Consider the following 25,464-nt stretch of genomic DNA (forward strand, 5'->3'; position numbering starts at 1 on the left):
GACATTCCCCGGTACACCATCAACCACGCCCGCGAACACCACTAGGAACACGCCCTAAAATCCCTGTAGCCGCGTTGGGGGGGCGGGGGGGGGGGGGGGGGGTGTTTTGGGGGGGGGGGGGGGGGGGCCGGCGCCCCCCCCCCCCCCCCCCAGGCCAGCCGTTTCCTAGATGAGATCGTCAGCGGGGCCGAAGCCAAGATCGAATCCGGCATTCCGCTGAAGAGCGCCAGCCGCGACGCCGCCGCCGGCAAGCTGATCCTGCAGACCCAGGCGATACACAGCGTGCTGCCGCCGTCTCTGCCGGTGGGCAAGGCCGACAACCAGATCCTCGGCATCGTGATGGCCTTGAAGGAGTTGCAGCAAGGCCGCTCGGTGATCCTGGTGTCCAAAGACATCAATATGCGCATCAAGGCCCGCGCGCTGGGCCTGGACGCGGAAGACTATTTCAACGACAAGGTGCTGGAAGACACCGACCTGCTCTACACCGGCACCCGGGAAATCGACGAAAGCTTCTGGGAGCGCAACGGCAAGGACATGAAGTCCTGGCAGGAACAGGGCCGCAGCTACTACCAGGTCAAGGGCCCGGACGGCCAGAACCTCTACGTTAACCAGATGCTGTGGCAGGAAGGCGCCCAGCCGCTGCAGGCGCGCGTGACCCAGGTGGAGGGCAAGACCGCGGTGCTGCAGACGCTGAAGGACTACAGCCACCACAAGAACAATGTCTGGGGCATCACCGCGCGCAACCGCGAGCAGAACTTCGCCCTCAATCTGCTGATGGACCCGGAGGTGGACTTCATCACCCTGCTGGGCCAGGCCGGCACCGGCAAAACCTTGCTGACGCTGGCCGCCGGCCTGGCGATGACGCTGGAACAGAAGCTGTACTCCGAAATCATCATGACCCGGGTCACCGTGCCGGTGGGCGAGGACATCGGCTTCCTGCCCGGCACCGAAGAGGAAAAGATGGCGCCGTGGATGGGCGCGCTGGAGGACAATCTGGACGTGCTCAACAAGAGCGACGACGACGGCGGCGACTGGGGCCGCGCCGCCACCCGCGACCTGATCCGCTCCCGCATCAAGGTCAAATCGCTGAACTTCATGCGCGGCCGCACCTTCCTCAACAAATACCTGATCATCGACGAGGCGCAAAACCTGACGCCCAAGCAGATGAAGACCCTGATCACCCGCGCCGGCCCCGGCACCAAGGTGGTCTGCCTGGGCAATATCTCGCAGATCGACACCCCCTACCTGACCGAGGGCAGTTCCGGCCTGACCTATGTGGTGGACCGCTTCAAGGGCTGGGGCCATTCCGGCCACATCACGCTGCAGCGCGGCGAGCGCTCGCGGCTGGCGGACCACGCCGCCGAAGTGCTGTGATGTCCCCGCGCCTGGAGCTGCTGCATCAAGCCCCGGCGCCAACGGCGGCGCGTCTCGCGCCGCCGTTGTTGTTCGTGCACGGCGCCTTTTGCGGCGCCTGGTGCTGGCGGGAATACTTCATGCCCTGGTTCGCCCGGCAAGGCTACGATTGCTGGGCGCTGAGCCTGGAGGGACACGGCGGCAGCGAGGGCCGGGACTACCTGGCCGCGATCGGCGTCGACGACTATGTGCGCAATCTCGACGCGGCGCTCAAGCAATTGCCGGCCGCGCCGGTGATGGTGGGCCACTCCATGGGCGGCTACGTGGTGCAGCAATACCTGAGCCGCCACAAGCTGCCCGGCGCGGCCTTGCTGGCCTCGGTCCCGCCCGGGGGGCTCGCCTCGTCCAGTCTGCGGCTGCTGACGCAGGCGCCGGCGCTGTTTCTCAAGCTCAATATGTACCAGCACGGCCTGTACGATCCGGAGTTCATCGAACTGAAGGACATGCTGCTGTCGCCGGACGCGCCGGAATCGGCGGTGGAGCTGCTGATCAGCCGTTGCCAGCAGGAAAGCCAGCGAGCGCTGATGGACATGACCCTGGTCAACCCGCTGGCCAACCGGCCGCTGGCGCGGCTGCCGGCGCTGGTGCTGGGCGCGGCCGAAGACCAGCTGGTGGGGCCGGAAGACGTGGTGGCCACCGCGCGGCGTCTGGACGTGGCGGCGGACATCCTGCCCCATCTTGGCCATATGATGATGCTGGACACGCGCTGGGAGAGCGCGGCGGAATGGCTGGCGAACTGGCTGGAACGGCAATTTCCGGAAGACTGGGATCAGGCGCTCAGCGCCTGATAACCTGCTTACGATCTGCTGCGCGTCATGAGACGTGGCGCGGCGAGCACCGCTTCGAAATGCTCATGCGCCACGAGCACACTCCGCTTTCTCAGCCGCAACGCCTTAGAACCTGTTTACGATCTGCTGCGCGTCGGCGATACGGCGTTGAAACCGAGCTCAAAATGCTCCTGTACCACTTGTACATTCCGCTTTTTCTCTCGTTTTCGCCTTGTCTCACCTTAGCTCGCGAGATCGTAAACACGTTCTTACCCGCTAGACCGTGAACAGGTTCTGAACCCGGCAATAAAAAAAGCGGCCTAAGCCGCTTTTCCAGTCACCCCGCCGTCTCAGGCGCGGGTATCGATATTCTGCCCCAGATGGGCCGGATTGCTGGCCTGGGCCTGCGCCATATTGTCGGACGCGCCTTGCACCAAGCTCAAAGCCGACTGCGACTGCGCCGACATGGCTTTTTTCAATGCGTAGATCTGGATGCTGTTGGACACGCCCTGCCCGCTGATCTGACTCAATCCATCCATACTTCGCCTCCCTCTGAAACACGCACAATGCGCATGGCTATAGTCTAGACGCATCGTCGTCGGCTGTCATCGCTGAATTTAGTCTTTTGTATCCAATTCACGACAGCGCCGACCGCGCCGCGCCGTCGCCGCGCATAATCAGCCCATCCCTATTGACCCGAGCCCGTCCATGCGCCTGCACAGCCTGTCCCTGATCGATTTCCCCCTCATCCATCAAGCCTTCAGGCTGGCATTCAGCGACTACCTGCTGCCCATGCAAATGGACGAAGAACAGCTGGCCGCCATGCTGCATCGGCGCGGCTGGCGCCCGGAGTTGAGCATCGGCGCCTGGCGCGACGGCGCACTCGTCGGTCTGTGGCTGGCCGGCGTGCACTGCGACGAGGCCGGCCCGATCGGCTATTGCGTCGCCACCGGCGTCACGCCCGACGCGCGCCGCCAAGGCCTGCTGCAAGCGATGGCCGCCGCGGTCAGCCGGCGGCTGGCCAGCCGGGGCATACAGCGTCAACAACTGGAGGTGATCAGCGACAACGCCGCGGCCATGGCCGCCTATCTGAAGCTGGGCTTCCGCCCTCGCCGCCGGCTGGACTGTTACCGCATTGAACACGCGCTGGCCGTGGACGCCGCGCCCGGCTGGCGCTGCGAAGCCGCTGACCGCTCGCAATGGCCGCGTTGGCCACTGCACAGCGAGCCCGCCGTGCCCAATAGCCGCGACAGCCTGGAGCGCGCGCGGCCGCCGCTGCTCTTGATGACGGCGAAACAGAACGGCGATTTGCTGGGCTACGCGCTTTATTCCGCCGCCGGCGACGTCGCGGAACTGGCGGTTGCGCCGCCGCATCGGCGCCGCGGCGTCGCCCGCTCGCTGTTGGCCGCCGTACAGCGGGACACCGCCGCGCCCGCGCTGGCCATCAGCAATCTAGACGCCGACGACGATGCCGGCGCCGGCCTGCTGCGGTCTTGCGGCGCCCGTCTGTGGCTGTCGCAATGGGAAATGCGCCGCCCTTGACCTCCGGCATGCCAATGCCGTAATATCAAACAAATGTTTGCAAAACGGACAAATGTTTGATGACTGAGCGGGAACAACAAATCCTCTCTCTGCTGCGCCTGGATCCGCTGATCCCGCAGCAGGAGCTGGCGGATCAACTGGGCATCAGCCGCTCGGCGGTGGCCGGGCACATCATGAATCTGGTGCAAAAGGGGCATATCCGCGGCAAAGGCTACATCCTGGCCGAGCAGCGCTATGTCGCCGCCGTCGGCGGCGCCAATATGGACATCGTCGGCAGCGCCGCCGCCGCGCTGCGCCACGGCGACTCCAATCCCGGCCAGGTGCGCTGCTCGCCCGGCGGCGTGGCGCGCAACGTCGCGGAAAACCTGGCGCGGCTCGGCGCCGACTGCCGGCTGGTCTCGGTGGTGGGCGACGACATCCACGGCCGCTCGCTGCTGGAAGCCACCCAGCGCGCCGGCGTCGACGTGCGCGGCTGTCTGACGCTGCCGGACGCCGCCACCTCCACCTATCTGTCCATCCAGCAGGCCGACGGCGACATGGCGCTGGCCATCAACGACATGGACATCCTCAACCGGCTGACGCCTGAACGCCTGCAAGCGCAGAGCGAGCTGGTGCGCCACGCCGGCGCGGTGGTGGCCGACACCAATCTGAGCGCCGACGCGCTGGCCTGGCTGATCGCCGAAAGCGGCGACAAGCCGCTGTTCGTCGATCCGGTATCCGCGTTCAAGGCCGAGCGCGTCCGCCCCTGGCTGTCGCGCATCCACACGCTGAAACCCAACCGCCTGGAAGCCGCCGCCTTGTCCGGCCTGCCGCTGGAACGGGCGGAGCACGCGCCGGAGGCGGCGCGCTGGTTCCATGGCCAGGGCGTGCGCCGCATAGTGCTGAGCATGGCCGGCGCCGGCATCTATTACAGCGGCGAAGCCGGCGACGGCTGGCTGGACGCGCCGGACTGCGCCATCGTCAACACCACCGGCTCCGGCGACGCGCTGATGGCCGGCCTGACCTGGGGTTGGCTCAATGAGCTGTCGCTGGCGGACAGCGTGCGCTTTGCTCGCGGCTGCGCCGCGCTGACGCTGTCCTCCGCCGCCACCAACAACCCTTCACTGTCCCGCGCGGCGGTGGAAGCCTATCTGAACGCCTGACCTCGTCATCAACTAAGGAGCACGCAATGCACAACGCCCATCTCGACATCCATCCCGAAGTCGCCGCCGCCCTGGCCGCCAACCGCCCGGTGGTGGCGTTGGAATCCACCATCATTTCCCACGGCATGCCGTATCCGCAGAACGTGGAAACCGCGCTGCAAGTGGAAGCGGAAATCCGCGCCCACGGCGCGGTGCCGGCCACCATCGCCATCATAGACGGACGTCTGAAGGCCGGTCTGAGCGCGGACGAGATCGAATACCTGGGCAAGGGCGGCCGCGACATCGCCAAGGTCAGCCGCCGCGACCTGCCCTTCATCGTCGCCGGCAGACGCAGCGGCGCCACCACCGTGGCCACCACCATGATCATCGCCGCGATGGCCGGCATCCGCGTGTTCGCCACCGGCGGCATCGGCGGCGTGCACCGCGGCGCCGAGCGCAGCTTCGACGTGTCCGCCGACCTGCAGGAACTGGCGCAAACCCCGGTGGCCGTGGTCTGCGCCGGCGCCAAGTCCATCCTGGACCTGGGCCTGACGCTGGAATACCTGGAAACCCATGGCGTGCCGGTCATCGGCCACCGCTGCGACCACCTGCCGGCCTTCTTCACCCGCGATAGCGCCTTCAAACTGGACCACCGCCTGGACGAGGCCGCCGACATCGCCGCCACGATGCAGGCCAAGTGGAATCTGCAACTGCGCGGCGGCGTGGTGGTGGCCAATCCGATTCCGGAGCAATACGCGATGCCGCGCGACAAGATCGACGCCGCCATCGAGCAGGCGCTGGGCGAGGCCGAAGCGCAAGGCGTGGCCGGCAAGGAGTCCACGCCCTTCCTGCTGGCTCGCGTCTGCGAGCTGACCGGCGGCAACAGCCTGGCCGCCAACATCCAGCTGGTGCTGAACAACGCCCGCCTGGCCTCGGCGATCGCGGCGCGCTACTGCGAACTGAACGCAGGCTGAGAACTGTTAAATCGCCGGCTTGACGGCGACGCGGATTGGGGCTGTAATCCCCTGCCCCAATCCTTGCCGCCGCCATGAACTCCATTCTCTCCGACGCGACGCTAGACGACTGGCGCGTCCGCCTGATCGGCCTGCTGCAACAACAGCCGGGCGACGACGACGGCGCCCACGATCTCAACCATTTCCATCGCGTCTGGGCCTGCGCCCGGCAGTTGCTGGACGCCCATCCCAACGCCGACGCATTGACCGTGCTGGCCGCCTGTTATCTGCACGACCTGGTCAACCTGCCGAAAAACCATCCGGAACGCCATCTGGCCTCGCGCCAGGCCGCAGCCCGCGCCCGCGCGCAGCTGGCCGCCGGCGATTTTCCGGCGGAACGGCTGGACGGCGTGGCCCACGCCATCGAGGCGCACAGTTTCAGCGCGGCCATCCCGCCGCAGAGCCTGGAAGCCCGCATCGTGCAGGACGCCGACCGCATGGACGCGCTGGGCGCCGTCGGCCTGGCGCGGCTGTTCTACACCGCCGGGCGCATGGACTCGGCGCTGGCTCATCCGCAAGATCCGCTGGGCGAGGCCCGCCAGCTGGACGACCGCCGCTGGGCACTGGACCACATCGAGGTCAAGCTCGCCAAATTGCCGGCCATGATGCAAACCGAGGCCGGCCGAAAGATGGCGGAGCAACGACTGCAGTGGCTGCGGGACTTCCGCCGGCAATTCTGCCAGGAATGGCGAACCGCCTAGCCCCGGATGACATCGAACTCGGTAAGCCTTTGATAGTCAAATCAAAACAATTCTAATTGTGAAACTATCAACACAATGACAAAACCATTGGCATGGCGCAAAATAGCCGCACCCCACCCCCGAGTTCGAGCATGATTCTGAAGCTGCAACGCAATACCCAAGGCCGCGATTGGGCGGTCGGCGACATTCACGGCTGCTTCCGCCAATTGTCGCGTTTGCTGAAAATGGCCGCCTTCAATCCCGAGTGCGACCGTCTGTTGTCGGTCGGCGACATGATAGACCGCGGCGCCGACAGCGCGGCGGTACTGGAGTGGCTGGCGCAACCGTGGTTCTACGCGGTGCGCGGCAATCACGAACAATTGGCGATCGATTCGATACTGGGCGACAAGCAAGCCGAAATCCGCCACGTCAACAACGGCGGCTCCTGGTTGCTGACCCTGCCCGCGCCTCAGCGACAAGCCTGCCTGGCCGCTTTTCAGCGCCTGCCCTACGCGATAGAAGTCAGCGACGCGGACGGCGGCAAGATCGGCGTGGTGCACGCGGATTGCCCCGGCAACAACTGGGACGCGCTGGCCGCCGGCCTCGCCAACGGCACGCTGCCGGAAAGCGGCCGCAACGTCGCGCTGTGGTCGCGGGAACGCGCGCGCCACGGCCGCGGCGGCGTTGTGCGCGGCGTGGACCTGCTGCTGGTGGGCCATACCCCGCAAACCAGCGCCACCCGCTTCGACAATGTGTTGAACCTGGACACCGGCGCCGTCTACGGCGGCAAACTGACCCTGTTCTGCCTGAACGACTTCGTCGAACTGTCGCTGCCCAGCGAAGACGACGCCCTGCTCGGTTTCCACCTGCACGATTAGCGCGACGGTGGCGCGCCGCGGCCGGGATGGCTAGAATGCGGCGCTCTGACTTTTTCCCAGGAGCCCAAGATGGCGAGCAAGAAAGCCGCGACCAAGCCCCAGGCGCAGCAACGCCAGCAACAGGACAAGCGCTGGAACGCCGCGGAGCAGGCCTGCCGCGAAATCATGAGCTTGCTGGAGGCTTTGCAGCCCAGCCTGGCCGCTCAGCAAACCTCGGAGCAGTACGCGCAGATGGCGGCCGTGTACTACAAGAAAATCCGCAACGGCCGGGTGCTGTCGCCCGGCGATTTCAATCTGGCCGCCGACGTGGCCGCCAGCGCCCGCCGCGCCTTACAGGCGCTGTCCCCCGCGCTGGACTTCGCCGGCCACCCTCAAAGCGCGGACTGCCAGCGCATGCTGACGCTGGCCGACGCCGTGCTGGCGGCGATGAGCGAACTCAAGGCCGCCGGCCGACGCCAGCCCTGAGCCGGTTCAAGACCGCGGCGCTCCCGCGCGGCAGACTTGGAACAGGTTCTCAGACGTCGTCGGTCGCCGGCTGCTCCGTCTGCTGCAAACGCCACATCTCGGCGTAGCGGCCGCCGCGCTCCAACAGCTCGCGGTGGCTGCCCTGCTCCAGCACGCGCCCGGCCTCCATCACCAGGATCTGGTCGGCGTCGACGATGGTGGACAGCCGGTGGGCGATGATCAGCGTGGTGCGGTTGGCTGAGATCTCCGCCAGTTCGCGCTGGATCGCCTTCTCGGTGCGCGAATCCAGCGCGCTGGTGGCCTCGTCGAAGATCAGAATGGGCGGATTCTTCAGAATGGTGCGCGCAATCGCCACCCGCTGTTTTTCCCCGCCGGACAGCTTGAGGCCGCGCTCTCCCACCATCGTGTCGTAACCGTCCGGCAGACTGCTGACGAAATCGTGGATGTGCGCGGACTTGGCCGCTTCCATCACTTCCTCGCGGCTGGCGCCGGGCCGGCCGTAGGCGATGTTGTAATACACCGTGTCGTTGAACAGCACCGTGTCCTGCGGCACGATGCCGATATGGGCGCGCAGGCTGTCCTGGCTCAGCTCGCGGATATCGCGGCCGTTGACCAGGATGCGGCCCTCGCCGACGTCGTAATAGCGAAACAGCAGCCGCGACAGCGTGGATTTTCCCGCGCCGCTGGCGCCGACCACCGCCAGCGTCTTGCCAGCCGGGATGTCGAAGCTGACCTCGTTCAGAATCCGCCGCTTGCTCTCGTAAGCGAAGCCCACCTGTTCAAAGCGCACCGCGGCCGCCGGCGCGGCCAGCACCGTCGCTCCCGGCGCGTCCGCCACCTCCTCGTTGGCGCCCAATAGCGCGAACATGCGCTCGATGTCGGCCAGCGAATGCTTGATCTCGCGGTAGACGAAGCCGAGGAAGTTCAAGGGCGCGTACAACTGGGTGATGAAAGTAGCCACCAGCACCACGTCGCCCACCGTCATCCGCCCGGCCACCACCTCGCGCGCGGACAAAACCATGATCAGGGTGACGCCGCTGGCGATGATCAGGCCCTGGCCGGCGTTGAGCATGGACAGCGACACCTGGTTCTTGATCGCCGACGCTTCCCAGGCCGCCAGATTCTTGTCGTAGCGCGCCGCCTCGTAGCCTTCGTTGTTGAAATATTTGACCGTCTCGTAATTGAGCAGCGCGTCTATCGCCTTGGCGTTGGCCTTGGAGTCCAGATCGTTCATGCTGCGGCGGTAGACAGTGCGCCACTCGGTCACCACCAGGGTGAAGGCGATGTAGACGGCGATGGTGCCGAAGGTCACCAGCGCGAACGGCCAGGCGTAGCGGTGCAGCAGAATGGCGGTGACCATGCCGATTTCCAGCAAGGTGGGCAGGATGTTGAACACGGTGAAGTTCAGCAAAAAGCCTATGCCCTTGGTGCCGCGCTCGATGTCGCGGCTCATGCCCCCGGTCTGACGCTCCAGGTGAAAGCGCAGCGACAGCCGCAGCAGGTGCTGGAACACGCCGCCGGCCACGCTGCGCACCGCGCCCTGTATCACCCGCGCGAACACCGCGTCGCGCAGCTCGCCCAGCACGCTGGACAGCAGGCGGGCGCAGCCGTAGCCGGCCAGCGCCAGCACCGGCAAGGCCAACAGGGTGGCCGGCACCGAGAGTTGATCGACGATGTCTTTCAGGTACAAGGGCGTGCTGACCGCGGCCACCTTGGCCAAAATCATACAGGACAGCGCCAGCAGCACCCGCCACTTGAACACCCATAAATAGGGCACAAGCGTCTTGAGGGTGGCGATATCGTTGCGGTGGTCCGGAGCCGGGCCGGAATGGGTAAAACGCATATTTGGGATTGCCTGTTGCGTCAAGCTGTTCCAAAGTGAGAGTTGAGTTGTCTTGCGAACATCATCAACGCTCGCCAGGGGGCGCGGACATGTGGATATTATTGCTGGAAGCGGCGATTGCCGGCGGATTGGCCACCTTCATCGTGTGGTGGACCTGGCCCAGGGAAAAATAGCGCCGCCGGCTTTGCGAAGTCTCAGAGCCTGTTCAAAGTCCAGCGAGCGGGGGCGAGACAAGGCGTTGCGGCCGAAAATGCGCAATGGCCAAGCGGCGCATGGGCATTCCTAAGCCGGTTTCAACGCCGTTTCGCCAGAGCTCGGCGGACTTTGAACGGGTTCTCAATGCAGCACGCGCGGCGCCACCAGATTCATCTCGGGGATTTCCGCCTCGAAACGCTTGCCGTCGTCGGCCAGAAACTGATAGCTGCCCTTCATTGAGCCGTAAGGCGTTTTCAGATGGGTGGCGCTGGAATAGTCGAAAGACTGGCCCGGCTCGATGCGCGGCTGCTCGCCCACCACCCCCATGCCGCGCACTTCCTGAACCTGCTCGTTGGCGTCGGCGATGATCCAGTGGCGGCTGACCAGCTGCGCCGGCTCGCTGCCGGTATTGGTGATGCGGATGCGATAGCCGAACACATAAATATCGTTGGCCATATTGGATTGTTCTTCGATGTAATGCGGTTCGGCTTCCACTTCGACACGGTAGGTTTTTTCCGCCATGTTCAGCGCTCCTTTTGTTGTTTGTGCTTCATTTTATCCCGCCGGAACGCTTTTGGCGCGGTAGAATGTGGCCATCCCGTGTTCATCCTTGCCCAAAGCAACGCCCTATGCGCACTTTCCGTATCGCTCCCAGCATTCTTTCCGCCGATTTTTCCTGTCTTGGCCAAGAGGTTCGCGACGTGATCTCCGCCGGCGCCGACATCATCCATTTCGACGTGATGGACAATCACTACGTGCCCAACCTGACCATAGGGCCTATGGTGTGCGAAGCCATCCTCCCGCACTGCGAGGGCACGCCCATCGACGTGCATCTGATGGTGAAACCGGTGGACAGCCTGGCCGCCGCCTTCGCCAAGGCCGGCGCGAACATCATCACCTTCCATCCGGAAGCCTCCGAGCACGTCGACCGCACGCTGGGCCTGATCAAGGACGCCGGCTGCAAGGCCGGCCTGGTGTTCAACCCGGCTACCTCCTTGTCCTATCTGGACCATGTGATGGACAAGATAGACATGGTGCTGATCATGTCGGTGAACCCGGGCTTCGGCGGCCAGAAGTTCATCCCGCACGCGCTGGACAAGGTGCGCGAGGCGCGCCGCCGCATTGATGAATACACCGCCAGGCACGGCGGCGAAATCTGGCTGGAAGTGGACGGCGGCATCAAGACCGACAATATCCGCGCGGTGGCCGAAGCCGGCGCCGACACCTTCGTCGCCGGTTCCGCCATCTACGGCCAGGCCGATTACAAGACCGTGATCGACGAGATGCGCGCCGAGCTGGCCCAACTCCGCTGAAACCGGCCCTCACCCCAGGAGCACAGACTATGCACGCCTTCATCGTGACCGGCGCCTCCCGCGGCCTTGGCCTGGCGCTGACCGAAGCCCTGCTCGCCGACGGCTACCGCGTCGCCGGCCTGGCGCGCGGCGCCGTGGACGCGCTGGCCGCGCTGACGCGCCGTTACCCGGAACGCCTGAGCGCCATAGACGCCGACCTCTCCGACGCCGCCGCGGTGGCGCCGGCCATCGCCGCCGCGCTGGAACAGCTGAAGCCGGCCGACTGCGCCAGCCTCAACCTGATCAACAATGCCGGCGTGGTAACGCCCATCGCCCAGGCCGGCCATTACCCGGCCGAAGACCTGGTCCGCGCGCTGGCGATCAATCTGGCGGCGCCGATGCTGGCCACGGACGCGCTGCTGCGCGCCAGCGCCGGCCTCAAGGCCCGCCGCCGCATCCTGAACATTTCCTCAGGCGCCGCCGCCAAACCCTACCCGGGCTGGAGCGTGTATTGCACCACCAAGGCCGGGCTGGACCACTTCAGCCGCAGCGTGGCCGCGGAACAGGCCGGCCAGGACAACGCCGCGCACATCGTCGCGCTCTACCCCGGCGTGGTGGACACCGACATGCAGGCCAGCATCCGCGGCAGCGACGCCGAGCAGTTCCCGCAGAAAGCCCGTTTCGACGCGCTGAAGGCGGACGGCGAACTGAGCACCCCGGCCGCCGCCGCGCGCCGCATCGTCGACCATCTGCTGTCGCCGGCTTTTGGCCTGCAAACCGTGGTGGACATCCGCAACCTGGGCTGAGAACCTGTTTACGATCTGCTGCGCGTCGGCGGGATGGATAGAAATGGGCGTTGAAACCGAGCTCAAAATGCTCATGTACCACGTGTACATTCCGCTTTTTCGCTCGTTTCCGCCTTGTCTCGCCTTAGCTCGCTAGATCGTAAACACGTTCTGAGAAGCGGTGCAAAACCTGCCGCGCGTAGCGAGGCGCGACACCGCAAGCCCGCCTTAAACTAAACCAAACCGGCGGCGGCCTTGGCCGCCGCGCTGAAACGCTTATGAACCTGAAACACATCAAAGCCGTCGCCTTCGATCTGGACGGCACCCTGGTCGATTCCATCCCGGATCTGGCCGCCGCCGCCAACGCCATGCGCGAACATCTGGACCTGCCGCCGCTGCCGGCGCTGCGCATTCAAGAACACGTCGGCGACGGCATCGCCAGCCTGGTGCACCGCGCGCTGACCAATGAGCGCGACGGCCAGGCCGATCCGGCGCTGTGGGAGCGCGGCTACGTCTTCTTCATCCAGTACTACCGCGAACACCTGAGCGACAACACCACCATCTATCCGGGCGTGACCGACGGCCTGGGCCTGCTACGCGCGCTGCAGCTGCCGCTGGCGGTGATCACCAATAAATCCGAACGGCTGGCGCTGCCGCTGCTGGAACAACTGGGGCTGCGCGATTGCTTCAGCCTGGTCATCGGCGGCGACACCCTGGCGGAAAAGAAACCGTCGGCGCTGCCCTTGCTGCACGTTTGCCAGGTTTTGGGCATACAACCTGAACAGATGGCCATGGTCGGCGACTCCGCCAACGACGTGCAGGCCGCCCGCAATGCCGGCTGCGCCGCCGTGGCCGTCAGCTACGGCTATGCCGACGCCGCCACGCTGGGCGCCGATCTCACGGTGTCCAATATTGCCGAACTATACGATTTGATGAAGAATAGCTGATCAGCTGATAACTTCTTTTACGGATGACGACTTCATGATGAAGCAAGGATACCGGCTTGGATGCCGATGGCGCCGCTCAATGCCTGTTTGACAAGCTGCATTCGACCTCACCACGACCACAAGAGCGCAGGACCCGCCATGACCCATGAAGAATTCAACCGCCTGGCCGCCGCCGGCTACAACCGCATCCCGGTCAGCCTGGAGCTGTTCGCCGATCTCGACACTCCGATGTCGGTCTACCTGAAGCTGGCCAACCAGCCCTATTCCTATCTTTTGGAGTCCGTCGTCGGCGGCGAGCGCTTTGGCCGCTACTCCTTCATCGGCCTGCCGTCCACCACCCGCTTGCGGGTCAACGGCCAGCAGGTGCAGGTGGAATACGGCGACAAGGTGATCGAGCGTCACAGCGGCGATCCGCTGGCCTTCATCGAAGCCTTCCAACAGCGCTTCCGCACCCCGCCGCAACCCGGCCTGCCGCGCTTCGCCGGCGGCCTGGTCGGCTATTTCGGCTACGACACCATACGTCACATCGAAAAGCGACTGTCCGAAACCAGCAAGCCCGACACCATAGGCACGCCGGACATGCTGCTGATGGTGTCCGAGGAATTGGCCGTGGTGGACAATCTGTCCGGCAAGCTTTATCTGATCGTCTACGCCGATCCGGAAGTGCCCAACGCGCTGCTCAAAGCCGAGGCGCGGCTGGCGCAACTGCGCGCCCGCCTGCGCGAGCCGCTGGAAGCGCCCTTGTCCTTGCCGGCCCAAGGCACGCAATCGGCGTCGGAATACGGCGAACAGGCGTTCAAGGACGCGGTGTCCGCCTGCAAGCGCTACATCCACGACGGCGACATCATGCAGGTGGTGCTGTCGCAGCGCATGCAGATGCCGTTCGCGGAGTCCCCGCTCAGCCTCTACCGCGCGCTGCGCAGCCTGAACCCGTCGCCCTATATGTTCCTCTATCACTTCGACGACTTCCACGTGGTGGGCGCCTCGCCGGAAATCCTGGTGCGCCGCGAACAGGACACCGTCACCGTGCGCCCCATCGCCGGCACCCGCCCGCGCGGCCAGACCCGCGAGCAGGACGAGGCGCTGGCGGCCGAATTGCTGGCCGACCCCAAGGAAATCGCCGAACACGTGATGCTGATGGACCTGGGCCGCAACGACGTGGGCCGCGTCGCCGTCACCGGCAGCGTGCGCGTCACCGACAATATGGCGATCGAGCGCTATTCCCATGTGATGCACATCGTGTCCAGCGTGGAAGGCAAGGTCGGCCCCGAGGTGTCGAACATCGACGTGCTCAAGGCCACTTTTCCGGCCGGCACCCTGTCCGGCGCGCCCAAGGTACGGGCGATGGAGATCATCGACCAGTTCGAACCCAGCAAGCGCGGCATCTACGGCGGCGCGGTCGGCTATCTGGGCTTCAACGGCGATATGGACCTGTGCATCGCCATCCGCACCGCGGTGTTGAAGAACCGCATGCTCTATGTGCAGGCCGGCGCCGGCATCGTCGCCGACTCCTCGCCGGACATGGAATGGCAGGAAACCCAGAACAAGGCGCGCGCCGTTCTGCGCGCCGCGGCGCTGGCCCAGCAAGGACTGGACGCCTGATCCGAACAAACGGCCCGCCTAGGCGGGCCGTTCTCTATGGTGCAAAGCACCGCGTCGCCAAGTCGACTTCAGGAGAAAAACGCTGAGCCAACCCATCACCTTGCGCCCGGCCGTCCGCGGCGACCTCGCCTTCCTACTGGCACTGCGCCGCGCCAGCATGGGTCCCCATCTGCAAACGGCGGGCCGCCCCTGGGATGAAGATGCACTCCTGAGCCGAGTCCACGATGGTTTCGAACACGCCTCCATCATCCTCGAAGGCGAACGGGACATCGGTCTGCTCAAAGTCGCGCGCCGGCTCCCCGCTTGGCGGTTGATCCAGTTGCAACTGCTGCCGGACTGCCATGGCCGCGGCCTGGGCGGCAAGCTGATCCGCAGTCTGCAACGCGAGGCCGAACACGCAGGAGCCGCCTTGGAGCTCAGCGTGCTGGAGCGTAATCCGGCGCGACGGCTCTACCTGCGCCTAGGCTTTGTCGATATCCAATACGCCGACGGCGAATTCCTGATGCGCTGGACCGCCTGACAGACCTCAGGCCGCCGGCCACAGCACCGGAAACCAATCCTCGCGCAGGCGCTGGCCCGGCCTCATGCCGTGCTCCGGATACGGCGGCGAGGTGCGTCCCGGACGCTCGGCGTAACGCGCGTCGTCGCCCAGCCAGCGCAAGGACAGCGCCCGCCGCCGTCCGCCGCCGGGATTGCCGCGCGCGCCGTGCACGGTGCGGAAATCGAACAGCACCGCGTCGCCCGGCTCCAAGGCCCACTCCAGCACCCGCATGCCCGGCTCGCTGTCCGGATCCGGCGCGTCGCGGTAGCGGCGCGCATCGCCCTCGTAGAAGCCGGAATCGTCTTTCCAGCGCACCGGCCGCACCCATTCCTCCCAGCGATGCGAACCGGCGACCAGCCGCAAAGTGGCTTCGCGCACCGGGTCCACCGGAATCCAGAAACTGGCGGTCTGTTCGCCGTCGACGAAGTAATACGGGATGTCCTGATGCCAGGGCGTGGGCTTGTGGGTGCCGGGCTCCTTGACCAGCACATGCTCGTGGAAGAATTGCGCGCGGGTCGAGCGCATCAGGGTAGCCGCGGCCGCCGCGGCCGGCGACTCCGTCACCACCGCCTCGAATTCGGGAATACGCCGCCAGTTGCAATAATCCTCGAAGAAGGAGCCCGGCTCGCCGGCGGCGACCACATTGCCGGCGTAGGGGCCGGGCGCATGCAGATTACGCTCGATGCCGGCGGCGATGACATCCACCCAATCGCGGAACAGGCCGCGCAGGCAGACGGCGCCGTCGCGCTGAAAGGCGGCGATGTCGGCAATGGACATTTCGGGACAGGCTGACATGGGCATCTCCTCCTCTTGTATGGATACACGCCGCCACTGCGGGCGACTGCCCTCACTATCAGCGCAAGTCCATGCCAAAATAAAATAATATGTTTTGATCATTCTCCTCGGAAAAAGCGATGAAGCTGACCTTGCGTCAATTGCGCTACGCGCTGGCCGTGGCCCGTCACGGCGGCATCAGCGCCGCGGCCGAACGGCTGAACGTCTCCCAGCCGGCGGTATCCGCCGCCGTCGGAGAGCTGGAAGGCATCCTGGGACAGGCCTTGTTCGTGCGCACCCGCGGCTCCGGCATGGCGACGACGCCGTTTGGCCGGCAAGCGCTGGCGCAGGCGCGGCGGACCGTGGAAGCCGCGATGGCGCTGGAGGGGCTGGCCGACGGCGCGGACGCCTTGGCCGGGGAATTGGCCTTGGGTTGCTTCGAGGATCTGGCGCCCTACTGTCTACCGCCCTTGCTGCGCGCGCTGCGCGAGCGGCATCCATCCTTGCGCGTGGAGCCGCGGGAGTGCGGCTTCGACCTGATCGGCCCGCAATTGCTGCAAGGCGGGCTGGACGTCGCCATCAGCTACGATCTGGCGCTGCCGCCCGCGCTGGCGCTGACCGAACTGCGTACGCTGGCGCCCCACGCGCTGCTGGCGGCCGATCATCCGCTGGCGCGAAACGAACAGGTGGGCTTGAGGGAGTTATGCGAATGGCCGCTCTTGCTGACCGAGCAGGCGCACAGCGGCCCGCATTTTCTGGACTTGCTGCGCATGCACGGCCTGCGGCCGGCCCGGCTGGAATCGGTCCGCAGCCTTGAGCTGCAACGCGGCATGGTGGCTCACGGCCTGGGCGTGGCCATCGCCTACACCCGGCCCCGCGGCGACCACAGCTATGACGGCCGGCCGCTGGCGCTGCGCCCCATCGCCGATCCGCTGCCGGCGCAACGCATCGTGCTGGCCTGCCTGCGGGAGCGCGCGGAGACGCCGGCCGTCGCCGCCTTGCGCGAACGGGCGCTGGCCTGGTTCGCGGCCAGACCGGAGTTTGGCGTCGTCGCGCCAGACGAAGGCGGCTGAGATTTGCGCCGCCTCATCACGACGCGAACCGCGGTTCAGCCGGCCTGGGCTTGCAGATACTGGCCTATCTTGGCCGCGCTGACTTTCTGCATGCCGCACAGCTGGCCGTGCTCACACAGATGCGCGCCATAGCGGCTGCTCAGTTCGCCCTGCAAATGCGATAGCAAATGCGCGGCCATTTCCGCGTCGGCCAGCGCGCGGTGGGCGCGGCCGGTGTCCGGCAGGCTCAGCCAGCGCGCCAAAGTGCCCAGCTTGTGGTCCGGCGCCTGCGGCAGCACCCGGCGCGACAGCAGCAGGGTGCATGCGAAGTCCTGGCTGCGCGACAGGCCCAGCTGGGCCAGCTCGTAATCCCAGAACTTGCGGTCGAAGCTGGCGTTGTGAGCGGCCAGCGGCGTGTCGCCGACGAAGCGCACCGCTTCGGCCATCGCCACCGCCGGCGGCGGCGCGTCGCGCAGCATCGCGTTGCTGATGCCGGTCAGCCGCTCAATCATCGGCGGAATCCACACCCCGGCGTTGATCAGGCTTTGGTAACGGCCGACGATGCGGCCGTCCTCCAGCAGCGCCACGCCGATTTCGGTGGCGCGACAGTCGCGTCCCGGGGACGCGCCGTTGGTTTCGAAATCGATGACGGCGATGCGTCGACTCATTTCAGCGCCGCCCGCGCCGCCTCTTCCGGGCTCAGGCCGTCGTAGTACTGGTCGGTGTACCACTCCGCCTGTTCCTCGATATGCTCCTGCGCCTCCGCCACCGTGGCGCCGGCCGCCACCAGATGGGTTTCCACCTCGGCGCACCATTCCAGCAACGCGCGGGTTTCCTCGTCCAACTCGTCTTGTTTTTGTTTCTTGGCCATGGCCGAATCCTCACATTGCTTTCGCGTGTCGAAAAACCGTGCATTCTACCCGCGCCGGCCGTGACGGCCAAACCGGATCAGACCCGCATATGGCGGATGGACTCGCTCAGTTCGCCAAAATGGCCGCGCAGCTGCAGCAATTCGTCCTGCACCTGCTCCACCGAACGGCTGGTGGTCCCGGCATGCTGGGTCACCGCGTCGACGTTGACCAGGATTTGCGCGCCGGCCTCTTTTTGATTGTCCAGCAGCCGGGAAATGTTGCGGATGCGCTCCTCCGCCACCCCGGCCTGGCGGCCGATCTGGTCCACCATGCCACCCAGCTGCTTCACCAGCTCCACGCCCTGCTCCACCTGGCCTACGCCGTTTTCCATGCCGCTGACCACTTGCTCCGAGGTGGCTTGCAGCTGGGAAATGACGTTGACGATGTCCGCCGTCGCCTGCGAAGTGCGCTCCGCCAGCGCGCGCACCTCGTCGGCCACCACGGCGAAACCGCGGCCGGATTCGCCGGCGCGCGCGGCTTCGATGGCGGCGTTCAAGGCCAGGAGATTGGTTTGCTCGGCAATGCCGCGGATCGAATCCACCATGCCGCCTATCTTGCGGATGTCGCCCTCCAGCAATTGCACGCTGTTGGCGCTGTGATGAATGGTCTGGGCCAGGTTGCCGATATTGCCCACGGTCTGCTGCACCGCCTTGCTGCCCTCGCTCGAGCATTGACCCACTTCGCCGGCGATCCGCAAAGTGCTGTCGGCGTGCTCGGCCACGCTGGCCAGGTGGTCGGCCAATTGCTGGATGGCGCCGGCCATGGACTGCGCCGAATCGGTTTGCAGCCGGCTAGCCTGCTCCACGCTCTGGGTGAGCTGGGAAATCTCGTCGACGGAGTCTCCCAGCGCGCCGGAAGTCTGGCCCACCTTGCCGACAATGCCTTGCAAGGTGTCCATCAAGGTGTTGAATTCGCCGATGGCGGCGCCCAGCTCGTCGCGCCGCCCCGCCTGCGCGCGGATGGACAGATCGCCGCTGCGCTCTATGCGTTGCGCCGCGTCCTTGAAACGCTCGATCGGCGGCAGCACCGAACGCGCCACCCACCAGCACAGCAAGGCCATCAGCAAGGCCGCGGCCAGCGCCGCGACGATGATGAGCACGGCGGCCACGCCCACCTGCGCCACCGTGCTGTCGTTCTGCCGCCGCGAACCGTTGTCGATGGCGTCGGCCAGTTTTTCCATCTTGTCTTCCAGCAGCGCGAAGTCCTGCTGGAAATCCTTCAGCTTGGCCGTCGCCTGTTCCGGCTGGTCGAAGCCGACCGCGACGATGGCGGCGGCGGCCGCGGTGTAGCGCTCCACCACCGGCAGGATCTGCTGCAGCAAGGCGCGGGCGTCGGGATCGTTGATCTTGTCCTGGTTTTCCTTCATCGCGCCGAGAAAACGCTTGCGGTGCTCGTCCACGTCCTTGCGGATTTCCGTCAGCGCGGCGCGATCGCCGTTCTTCTGCGCCAGCATCAGCGCCAGAACGTCGCCGTGCACCGCGTCGTGCATCATGTCGGCGTCCATCTGCCGGCGCACCGCGCCCTGGCTGTCCAACAACTCATTGATGCTGCGCGCCAGATGCGCCGTGCTTTGGTAGCCGACCGCGCCGATCAGCAGGCAGGACACCACTATGCCGAAAGCCAGCAGCTGCAGCTGCGCCCTAATCGTCAAGCCTTTCATCGCGGCCCCTTTGCCTCAATATTAATGCCCACAGCATTAACACTAATACATTCCCGCGATTCCGCCGAAGCAATTGGGCCGGCTATAGATCCACTTTGCCGCGCAGGGACTTGACCTCGCCGCGCCGCGTCTTGCCGGCCAGCCGCCGCTGCTTGGAGCCGTAAGTGGGTTTGGTGGCGCGGCGCGCCTTGGGGATGTGGCTGGCGGCGTCGACCCAGGCCTGCAGGCGCTGCAGCGCGTCGGCGCGGTTCAATTCCTGAGTGCGGTGCTGCTGCGCCTTGATCACCAGCACCCCGTCCTTGTTCAAGCGTTGGTCCGGCTGGGCCAGCAGCCGCTCGCGCAGCCATTCCGGCAAGGAGGAGGCGCGCACGTCGAAGCGCAGGTGCACCGCCGACGACACTTTGTTGACGTTTTGCCCGCCCGCGCCTTGCGCGCGCATCGCGCTGAATTCCACTTCGCGCTCGCTGATCGGATACCGCGGCTTGTCCATGATGCAGACCAACAATCAAAAGAGATAATTGTAGCGCACCCGCCGCATCCCATGGCATGGGGCGGCGTTTTATTTCAGAGTGAAATTGTATGAATATCAATAGACTGCTATTGTCGTGCGCTTGCCTGGCCGATACCCTGCCAGACGCTCCTTGCCCATAGAACACGATGTCATTTTTCCTCGACCCACGGACAACGCTGGCTTGCACCGCCGGCTACAGCCTGGTCATCTCCCTGGTCACCTTCCTGTTCTGGCGACGCAGCCAGCGCCAGCCCGCCGTATTGGCGCTCGCCATCGGCGGCCTGCTGGACGCGGCGGCCGGCCTGCTCTACCTGGCCCCGCTGGATCTGGACCCCGCCTTGATCTCCATCGGCGCCAAGCTGTTGATCCAGCTGGCCGCCTTGCAGGTGCTGATCAGCATCGAGCGTTTTTACAATCATTCCAGCCAATACAGCCTGCCCTTGGGACTGGCCTTGATCTTCATTCCGCTGCTGCTGTTCGCCCACGACGGACTGGCGCATTCGGCGCTGGCCCGCCACGCCATCTTCTCGCTGGGCGGCTGCCTGCTGTGGGGGCTGATTGCCTGGCGGCTGTGGCAGGCGGAACAAGACAGCCCGCGCGCCGGCAAATCCCTGGCCTCGGCGCTGGCGGTGCTGACCCTGCTGCTGGAGCTGACGCAGTTGGCGCTGGCCCTGTCTTCCGGACAGCCGGAAATGGAAGTGGCCAGCCAAAGACAGAATCTCTTGCTGCTGATGACGCAGTGGTCCGGCTACGGCGTGGTGGTGTGCCAGCTCTACCTGGTGTACGAACGGGCGATGGATCAGTTGTTGCAGCAATCGCGCAGCGACAGCCTGACCCGCTTGCTGAACCGGCGCAGCTTCGACGAGGAGGCGGTGACGGCCTTCCGCCTGGCTCAGCGCGAGCGGCGCGCCTTGTCGCTGATCGTGCTGGATCTGGACCATTTCAAAAGCATCAACGACCGCCACGGCCACCTGGCCGGCGACCAGGCGCTGACCGCGCTGGCGGACTGTCTGCGCCGGCAGGCGCGGCAGACCGATCTGATCGGCCGCCACGGCGGCGAGGAGTTTTGCATTCTGCTGCCGGACACCGGCCGCGAACAGGCGGCGCAGGTGGCGGAGCGCTTGCGCGCCGCCATCGCCCGCATCGAACTGCCGCTGCCGGACGCCGGCGCGCGGCTGCGTTTCACCGCCAGCCTGGGCGTGGCCTGTCTGAACAGCAGCCACGCCTCGCTGGAAAGCCTGTTCTGCGAGGCCGACGCCATGCTCTACCAGGCCAAGCATCACGGCCGCGACAAGGTGATGCTGTCGGCGCTGCCCGCCGCCGGTTGACTCAAGAGCGAGCGGACTGCGCCAGGCCCTCGCACACCGGCTTTTGCGGATCGCCGGCCGGCAACTTGGCGCACACCTCCTCCAGCTGCCCGGCCAGCCGCGCCAGCGCCGCCGCCTGCTGTTGCTGCCGGCCCCAGGCTTTAAGCCGGTTCACCGCTTTTTCCAGCGAGCGCCGATTGCGCTCGTAGAAGGCGCTGGGCGTGCCGCCCGCTTCCTTGAAAATGGCGCTGGCGGTGCTCTCTATCCGTTTCTCGTCTCCCGGCGCCAGCTCAATCGCCCCGCTCAGATAGCTGACGCCCCATTGCAGCCGCGTGGCCGGGCCGTTGGCCGCTTCGTAAGCCTGCCGGTACCAGTCCAGCGCCGCGGCCTTGTCGCCGCGCTGCTTGGCGTTGGAGGCCAGGATCAGCATGTGGTAGTACGGCGCGTGGGAGCGGCTCAGTTCCGCCTTCAGCAGCGCGTCGGATTCGTCCAGCCAGCCGGCTTGCGTCAGCAGGTCGGCGCCGGCGGTGATCACCGCCTGGCGTTCATAAGGATTGGCGGTGGCCTTGTCCACGGCCGCCACCCGCTGTTTGACTTCCTCACGCAAGGATCGCGGCAGCTCGCCCTTGGGCTGGTTCAGGCGCGCCAGCGCCAGCCGCGACGACAAGGCGCCCAGGCGGTCCGCGGTGGACAAGCCCGCGTCCGCGGCCAGTTTTTCCAGCGCGACGTTCCACTGCGCCGCCAAGACCTGACGCTCCGCCCCGTCCGCGCTCAGCGCCTTGACGATGTCGGCGGCGCTATTGATCAGGATGTCGGCGTTGGCGCGCGGCTGCGCCAAGGCGGCGCGCGCGACGGCCAGCCCCGCTGCGCGGTCCGGCGCCGGAGCATCCTCGCCGGCAGCCGCGGCCAGCGCTTTCAGCTTCAGCCGCAGCGCGGTGGCCGCCGGCTGCGCCGGCGCCTTGTCCGCCAAACCCGCCAGCGTCGCCGCCACCTGTTTCTCCGGCACGATCTGCGCCTGATCGGTGTCCCAGGAATAATCCGCCAGCAATTGCCAATCGCCGTCCGCCAGCTTGTCGCCGGCCAAGGCCGCCTGCAGCAGCGCTTTCACCGGCCGCGCCGCCGCCAGCCCCAGCTCCAGCGTGCGCAGATAGCGCTCCGGGTCCACCTCGCCCGGCAGGCGGGTGATCTCGGCGCCGTCCGGCTGGAACAGAATCATGGTCGGGTAGCCGCGCACTTTGAATTCGCTGCCCAGTTTTTGCGCGTCCGGGCTGTCCCCGTCCAGGTAGACCGGCACGAACTGACGGGTGCGGGCGATGAAGTCCTGGCGGTTGAAAATGGTGGCCTTGACCTGGTTGCACGGCGGGCACCATACCGCGCCCCAGTACAGGAACAGCGGCTTGTTTTCCGATTTGGCCTTGGCGAAGGCCGCCGGCACATCGCCCTGCAGCCAGGCGATGCCGGGCGGCAAGGCGTGGCCGTCAACCGGCGCGGAGGCCGCCTGCGCCGGCAAGGCCAGGCTGGCGGCGACAAAGGCCAGCGAGATCAAGGTAAGCTTCATCGCAGAATTCTCTTAGAGTTGGTTTGTCGAACCATGCTAACGAAATTATTCGAACATAATAAAGTGCAATCCCTTCTGTGCTTAGCGATAAAAAATCCATTGTCGCGCGCGCGCCGCGCAACACCGCCACTCCCGCCGCAAGGACACCGCGCATGACCGCCCTACCCGCCTACTGGCTTGGCCCCTTATTGCTGGAAGACGGCTTCGAACGCGACGCCGCCGGCCAGATCGTCGCCACCGCCACCCGCTGCGCCCATTTGCTGATCGCCGACGGCCGCATCGCCGAACTGCGCTTCGACGCGGCCCCGGAAGACGGGCGGCCGCGCCGGGACGCGCGCGGCTGGCTGGCGCTGCCGGCCTTCGCCGACATGCACATCCACCTGGACAAAGGCCATTACGGCGGGCCTTGGCGCGCCGCCACGCCCTTCGTCAGCGTGGCGGAGCGCATCCGCGAGGAACAAGGTTTCCTGCTGGATTTCCTGCCGGACACCCGGCGCCGCGCCGAAGCGCTGCTGGACCTGATCGCCGCCGACGGCGTCGCCTTCGCCCGCGTGCATTGCAATGTGGACCCGGTGGCCGGTCTCGCCACCATGGAGCAAGTGCGTCTGGCGCTGGACAGCCGCAAGCATTGGCTGGATTACGAGCTGGTCGCCTTCCCGCAGCACGGCCTGCTGTCCGGCGGCACCCTCAAGCTGATGGACCAGGCGCTGGCCTCCGGTTTCGATGTGGTGGGCGGGCTGGACCCGGCCAGCGTGGACGGCGACATCGAACGCTCGCTCCACGCCACGCTGGAGCTGGCGGTCAAGCACGGCGCGCCGGTGGACCTGCATCTGCACGAGCGCGGCGAGCTGGGCGCCTACACGCTGGAACGGCTGGCGCGGCTGAGCGAATCGGCCGGCCTGGCCGGCCGGGTCAGCGTCAGCCACGCTTACTGTCTGGGGGAACTGGAACCGGCCCGGCTGGACCAGGTGTGCGCGGCGCTGGCCGCCAGCGGCATCGCCATCGTATCGGCGGCGCCCATCGACGTGCCGATGCCGCCGCCGCGCGTCCTGGCCGCGCACGGCATTCCGCTGAGCCTGGGCAACGACAATATCAACGACCACTGGACGCCCTACAACAGCGGCAGCATCGTCGAGCGCGCCAGCCGTCTGGGCGAGCGCCACGGCTGGAACGATGAATACTCGCTGAGCCGCGCCTTGCGCCACATCAGCCGCGGCCTGACGCCGCTGGACGACGCCGGCCGCCGCGTGTGGCCGCAAGTCGGCGACGCCGCCGATCTGACCCTGGTGGACGCCTGTTGCTCCGCCGAGCTGATCGCCCGCCGCAAGCCGGTGCGCGGTGTGCTGCGCGGCGGCCGGCCGGGCTGGTGGGCCGAGGGCTAGGCCCAACCAAGCTTCACCGCCTGAAAAACTCTTACAGCAACTCCAGCGCCATCGCCGTCGCCTCGCCGCCGCCTATGCACAGGCTGGCCACGCCGCGCTTGCCGCCGCGCTGACGCAGCGCCGACAGCAAGGTGATGATGATGCGCGCGCCGGAGGCGCCGATGGGGTGGCCCAGCGCGCAGGCGCCGCCGTGGACGTTGACCTTGTCGTGCGGCAGGCCCAAGTCCTGCATCGCCGCCATGGTCACCACGGCGAAGGCTTCGTTGATCTCGTAGAGATCGACATCGCCGGCACTCCAGCCCGCCCGGGCCAGCAGCTTGCGGATCGCCTCCACCGGCGCAGTGGTGAACCAGCCCGGCTCCTGGGCGTGGGTGGCGTGGCCGACGATGCGGGCCAGCGGGCGCAGGCCGCGGCGCGCCGCCTCCTCCGCCGTCATCAACACCAGCGCGGCGGCGCCGTCGGAAATGGAGCTGGCGTTGGCCGGCGTCACCGTGCCATCCTTCTTGAACGCCGGTTTCAGCGTCGGAATCTTGTCGACATTAGCCTTCAAGGGCTGCTCGTCGGTGTCCACCACCTGCTCGCCGCCGCGGCCGCTGACCGTCACCGGCGCGATCTCATCGCGGAACAGTCCATCGCGGATGGCTGCCTGGGCGCGGTTCAGCGAGGCGATGGCGAAGGCGTCCTGGGCCTCGCGGCTGAAGCCGTACTTCTCCGCGCACCATTCGGCGAACACTCCCATCAGCTTGCCCTTATCGTAAGCGTCCTCCAGGCCGTCCAGGAACATATGGTCCTTGATTTCGCCATGGCCCAGGCGCAGGCCGGCCCGCGCCTTGGTCATCAGATAAGGCGCGTTGCTCATGCTCTCCATACCGCCGGCCACCATCACCCGCGCGCTGCCGGCGCGCAAGAGATCATGGGCCAGCATCGCCGCCTTCATGCCGGAGCCGCACATCTTGTTGACCGTGGTGCAGTTCACCGCCAGCGGCAGGCCCGCGCCCAGCGCCGCCTGACGCGCCGGCGCCTGGCCCTGGCCGGCCGGCAGCACGCAGCCGATGATGGCTTCGTCGATGTCCGCCGCCGGCACGCCGGCGCGCTCCACCGCGGCCTGGATCGCCGCCGCGCCCAGCTCCGCCGCCGTCTTGGCCGCCAAAGCGCCCTGGAAGCCGCCCATGGCGGTGCGCGCCATGCCCACGATCACGATGTCTTGCTGTTGCATTGCTCACTC

Annotated in this window: 25 protein-coding genes and 1 pseudogene; 16 read left to right on the forward strand and 10 right to left on the reverse strand. The window is 66.4% G+C overall.

The features are described 5' to 3' along the window. Window positions 1-150: 150 nt before the first annotated feature. Together NK214_RS12310 and NK214_RS12315 are read left to right on the forward strand one after the other, a co-directional pair. A pseudogene (locus NK214_RS12310) lies at window positions 151-1,374 on the forward strand (PhoH family protein); the annotation flags it as partial. Next, window positions 1,374-2,201, forward strand: a complete 828-nt coding sequence (locus NK214_RS12315) for an alpha/beta hydrolase (RefSeq protein WP_233246671.1) — start codon at window positions 1,374-1,376, stop codon at window positions 2,199-2,201. The pseudogene NK214_RS12310 and the gene NK214_RS12315, both read left to right, overlap by 1 nt. 329 nt (window positions 2,202-2,530) lie before the next feature. Here NK214_RS12315 and NK214_RS12320 read toward each other — a convergent pair whose 3' ends face one another. Beyond that, window positions 2,531-2,719 carry a putative motility protein gene (locus NK214_RS12320; protein WP_048411033.1) on the reverse strand — a complete coding sequence of 63 codons (189 nt, stop codon included), beginning with the start codon at window positions 2,717-2,719 and terminating at the stop codon, window positions 2,531-2,533. A gap of 169 nt (window positions 2,720-2,888) precedes the next feature. Here NK214_RS12320 and NK214_RS12325 point away from each other — a divergent pair, with 169 nt between their 5' ends. The 6 genes from NK214_RS12325 to NK214_RS12350 all read left to right on the forward strand — a co-directional run bounded on the left by NK214_RS12325 (window position 2,889) and on the right by NK214_RS12350 (window position 7,879). After that, a complete protein-coding gene (locus NK214_RS12325; protein ID WP_253314629.1) occupies window positions 2,889-3,722 on the forward strand; it encodes a GNAT family N-acetyltransferase in 834 nt (277 codons plus the stop codon). 59 nt (window positions 3,723-3,781) lie between these two features. Then, window positions 3,782-4,864, forward strand: a complete 1,083-nt coding sequence (locus NK214_RS12330) for a PfkB family carbohydrate kinase (RefSeq protein WP_227108202.1) — start codon at window positions 3,782-3,784, stop codon at window positions 4,862-4,864. A gap of 26 nt (window positions 4,865-4,890) precedes the next feature. After that, on the forward strand, window positions 4,891-5,817 hold the full coding sequence (locus NK214_RS12335) for a pseudouridine-5'-phosphate glycosidase (RefSeq protein WP_253314630.1): 927 nt from the start codon (window positions 4,891-4,893) through the stop codon (window positions 5,815-5,817). A gap of 74 nt (window positions 5,818-5,891) precedes the next feature. After that, window positions 5,892-6,557: an HD domain-containing protein gene (locus NK214_RS12340; RefSeq protein WP_253314631.1), complete on the forward strand. Its 666-nt coding sequence runs from the start codon at window positions 5,892-5,894 to the stop codon at window positions 6,555-6,557. 131 nt (window positions 6,558-6,688) lie between these two features. Beyond that, a complete protein-coding gene (locus NK214_RS12345; protein WP_253314632.1) occupies window positions 6,689-7,414 on the forward strand; it encodes a metallophosphoesterase in 726 nt (241 codons plus the stop codon). A gap of 69 nt (window positions 7,415-7,483) precedes the next feature. Then, a complete protein-coding gene (locus NK214_RS12350; RefSeq protein ID WP_253314633.1) occupies window positions 7,484-7,879 on the forward strand; it encodes a hypothetical protein in 396 nt (131 codons plus the stop codon). Between the two features lie 49 nt (window positions 7,880-7,928). Here the strand turns inward: NK214_RS12350 and NK214_RS12355 are convergent, their stop codons facing one another. Beyond that, window positions 7,929-9,722, reverse strand: coding sequence for an ABC transporter ATP-binding protein/permease (locus tag NK214_RS12355; RefSeq protein WP_253314634.1), 1,794 nt, complete (start codon window positions 9,720-9,722; stop codon window positions 7,929-7,931). Between the two features lie 336 nt (window positions 9,723-10,058). Then, window positions 10,059-10,439, reverse strand: a complete 381-nt coding sequence (gene apaG / locus NK214_RS12360; RefSeq protein WP_019101389.1) for a Co2+/Mg2+ efflux protein ApaG — start codon at window positions 10,437-10,439, stop codon at window positions 10,059-10,061. Between the two features lie 107 nt (window positions 10,440-10,546). Here apaG and rpe point away from each other — a divergent pair, with 107 nt between their 5' ends. The 5 genes from rpe (at window position 10,547) to NK214_RS12385 (ending at window position 15,063) form a co-directional block, all read left to right on the forward strand. Further along, window positions 10,547-11,230: a ribulose-phosphate 3-epimerase gene (gene rpe / locus NK214_RS12365; RefSeq protein WP_235088803.1), complete on the forward strand. Its 684-nt coding sequence runs from the start codon at window positions 10,547-10,549 to the stop codon at window positions 11,228-11,230. 29 nt (window positions 11,231-11,259) lie between these two features. After that, on the forward strand, window positions 11,260-12,015 hold the full coding sequence (locus NK214_RS12370; RefSeq protein ID WP_107799226.1) for an SDR family oxidoreductase: 756 nt from the start codon (window positions 11,260-11,262) through the stop codon (window positions 12,013-12,015). A gap of 257 nt (window positions 12,016-12,272) precedes the next feature. Then, on the forward strand, window positions 12,273-12,941 hold the full coding sequence (locus NK214_RS12375; RefSeq protein ID WP_253314635.1) for a phosphoglycolate phosphatase: 669 nt from the start codon (window positions 12,273-12,275) through the stop codon (window positions 12,939-12,941). A gap of 138 nt (window positions 12,942-13,079) precedes the next feature. Then, a complete protein-coding gene (trpE, locus tag NK214_RS12380; protein ID WP_227108186.1) occupies window positions 13,080-14,543 on the forward strand; it encodes an anthranilate synthase component I in 1,464 nt (487 codons plus the stop codon). A gap of 100 nt (window positions 14,544-14,643) precedes the next feature. Then, entirely contained in the window at window positions 14,644-15,063 is a 420-nt protein-coding gene (locus NK214_RS12385; protein ID WP_253314636.1) for an N-acetyltransferase, read from the forward strand. A gap of 6 nt (window positions 15,064-15,069) precedes the next feature. Here NK214_RS12385 and NK214_RS12390 read toward each other — a convergent pair whose 3' ends face one another. Further along, entirely contained in the window at window positions 15,070-15,879 is an 810-nt protein-coding gene (locus tag NK214_RS12390) for a phytanoyl-CoA dioxygenase family protein (RefSeq protein ID WP_253314637.1), read from the reverse strand. 119 nt (window positions 15,880-15,998) lie between these two features. On the opposite strand from NK214_RS12390, the gene NK214_RS12395 reads away from it, so the two are divergent. Next, window positions 15,999-16,931 carry a LysR family transcriptional regulator gene (locus tag NK214_RS12395; RefSeq protein ID WP_253314638.1) on the forward strand — a complete coding sequence of 311 codons (933 nt, stop codon included), beginning with the start codon at window positions 15,999-16,001 and terminating at the stop codon, window positions 16,929-16,931. A gap of 35 nt (window positions 16,932-16,966) precedes the next feature. Here the strand turns inward: NK214_RS12395 and NK214_RS12400 are convergent, their stop codons facing one another. The 4 genes from NK214_RS12400 to arfB all read right to left on the reverse strand — a co-directional run bounded on the left by NK214_RS12400 (window position 16,967) and on the right by arfB (window position 19,971). After that, window positions 16,967-17,578 (reverse strand): PolC-type DNA polymerase III, encoded by a 612-nt coding sequence (locus NK214_RS12400; protein ID WP_253314639.1) that lies wholly within the window; start codon window positions 17,576-17,578, stop codon window positions 16,967-16,969. Beyond that, the gene (locus NK214_RS12405) at window positions 17,575-17,781 is read right to left on the reverse strand and encodes a hypothetical protein (RefSeq protein ID WP_019101381.1); all 207 of its coding nucleotides are present in this window, start codon (window positions 17,779-17,781) and stop codon (window positions 17,575-17,577) included. The genes NK214_RS12400 and NK214_RS12405 overlap by 4 nt, the downstream gene beginning before the upstream one ends. 77 nt (window positions 17,782-17,858) lie before the next feature. Further along, on the reverse strand, window positions 17,859-19,481 hold the full coding sequence (locus tag NK214_RS12410) for a methyl-accepting chemotaxis protein (protein WP_107799233.1): 1,623 nt from the start codon (window positions 19,479-19,481) through the stop codon (window positions 17,859-17,861). Window positions 19,482-19,563: 82 nt separating this feature from the next. Then, window positions 19,564-19,971, reverse strand: a complete 408-nt coding sequence (gene arfB / locus NK214_RS12415) for an alternative ribosome rescue aminoacyl-tRNA hydrolase ArfB (RefSeq protein WP_081544746.1) — start codon at window positions 19,969-19,971, stop codon at window positions 19,564-19,566. Between the two features lie 167 nt (window positions 19,972-20,138). On the opposite strand from arfB, the gene NK214_RS12420 reads away from it, so the two are divergent. Next, a complete protein-coding gene (locus tag NK214_RS12420) occupies window positions 20,139-21,320 on the forward strand; it encodes a diguanylate cyclase (protein ID WP_235088809.1) in 1,182 nt (393 codons plus the stop codon). A gap of 1 nt (window position 21,321) precedes the next feature. Here the strand turns inward: NK214_RS12420 and NK214_RS12425 are convergent, their stop codons facing one another. After that, on the reverse strand, window positions 21,322-22,857 hold the full coding sequence (locus tag NK214_RS12425) for a thioredoxin family protein (RefSeq protein WP_253314640.1): 1,536 nt from the start codon (window positions 22,855-22,857) through the stop codon (window positions 21,322-21,324). A gap of 152 nt (window positions 22,858-23,009) precedes the next feature. Here NK214_RS12425 and NK214_RS12430 point away from each other — a divergent pair, with 152 nt between their 5' ends. After that, entirely contained in the window at window positions 23,010-24,239 is a 1,230-nt protein-coding gene (locus NK214_RS12430) for an amidohydrolase (protein WP_253314641.1), read from the forward strand. Between the two features lie 31 nt (window positions 24,240-24,270). On the opposite strand, the gene NK214_RS12435 is transcribed toward NK214_RS12430, so the two are convergent. Further along, on the reverse strand, window positions 24,271-25,455 hold the full coding sequence (locus NK214_RS12435) for an acetyl-CoA C-acetyltransferase (RefSeq protein WP_253314642.1): 1,185 nt from the start codon (window positions 25,453-25,455) through the stop codon (window positions 24,271-24,273). Window positions 25,456-25,464: the final 9 nt, after the last annotated feature.

Source organism: Chromobacterium sp. S0633, assembly GCF_024158805.1.
Taxonomy (GTDB): domain Bacteria; phylum Pseudomonadota; class Gammaproteobacteria; order Burkholderiales; family Chromobacteriaceae; genus Chromobacterium.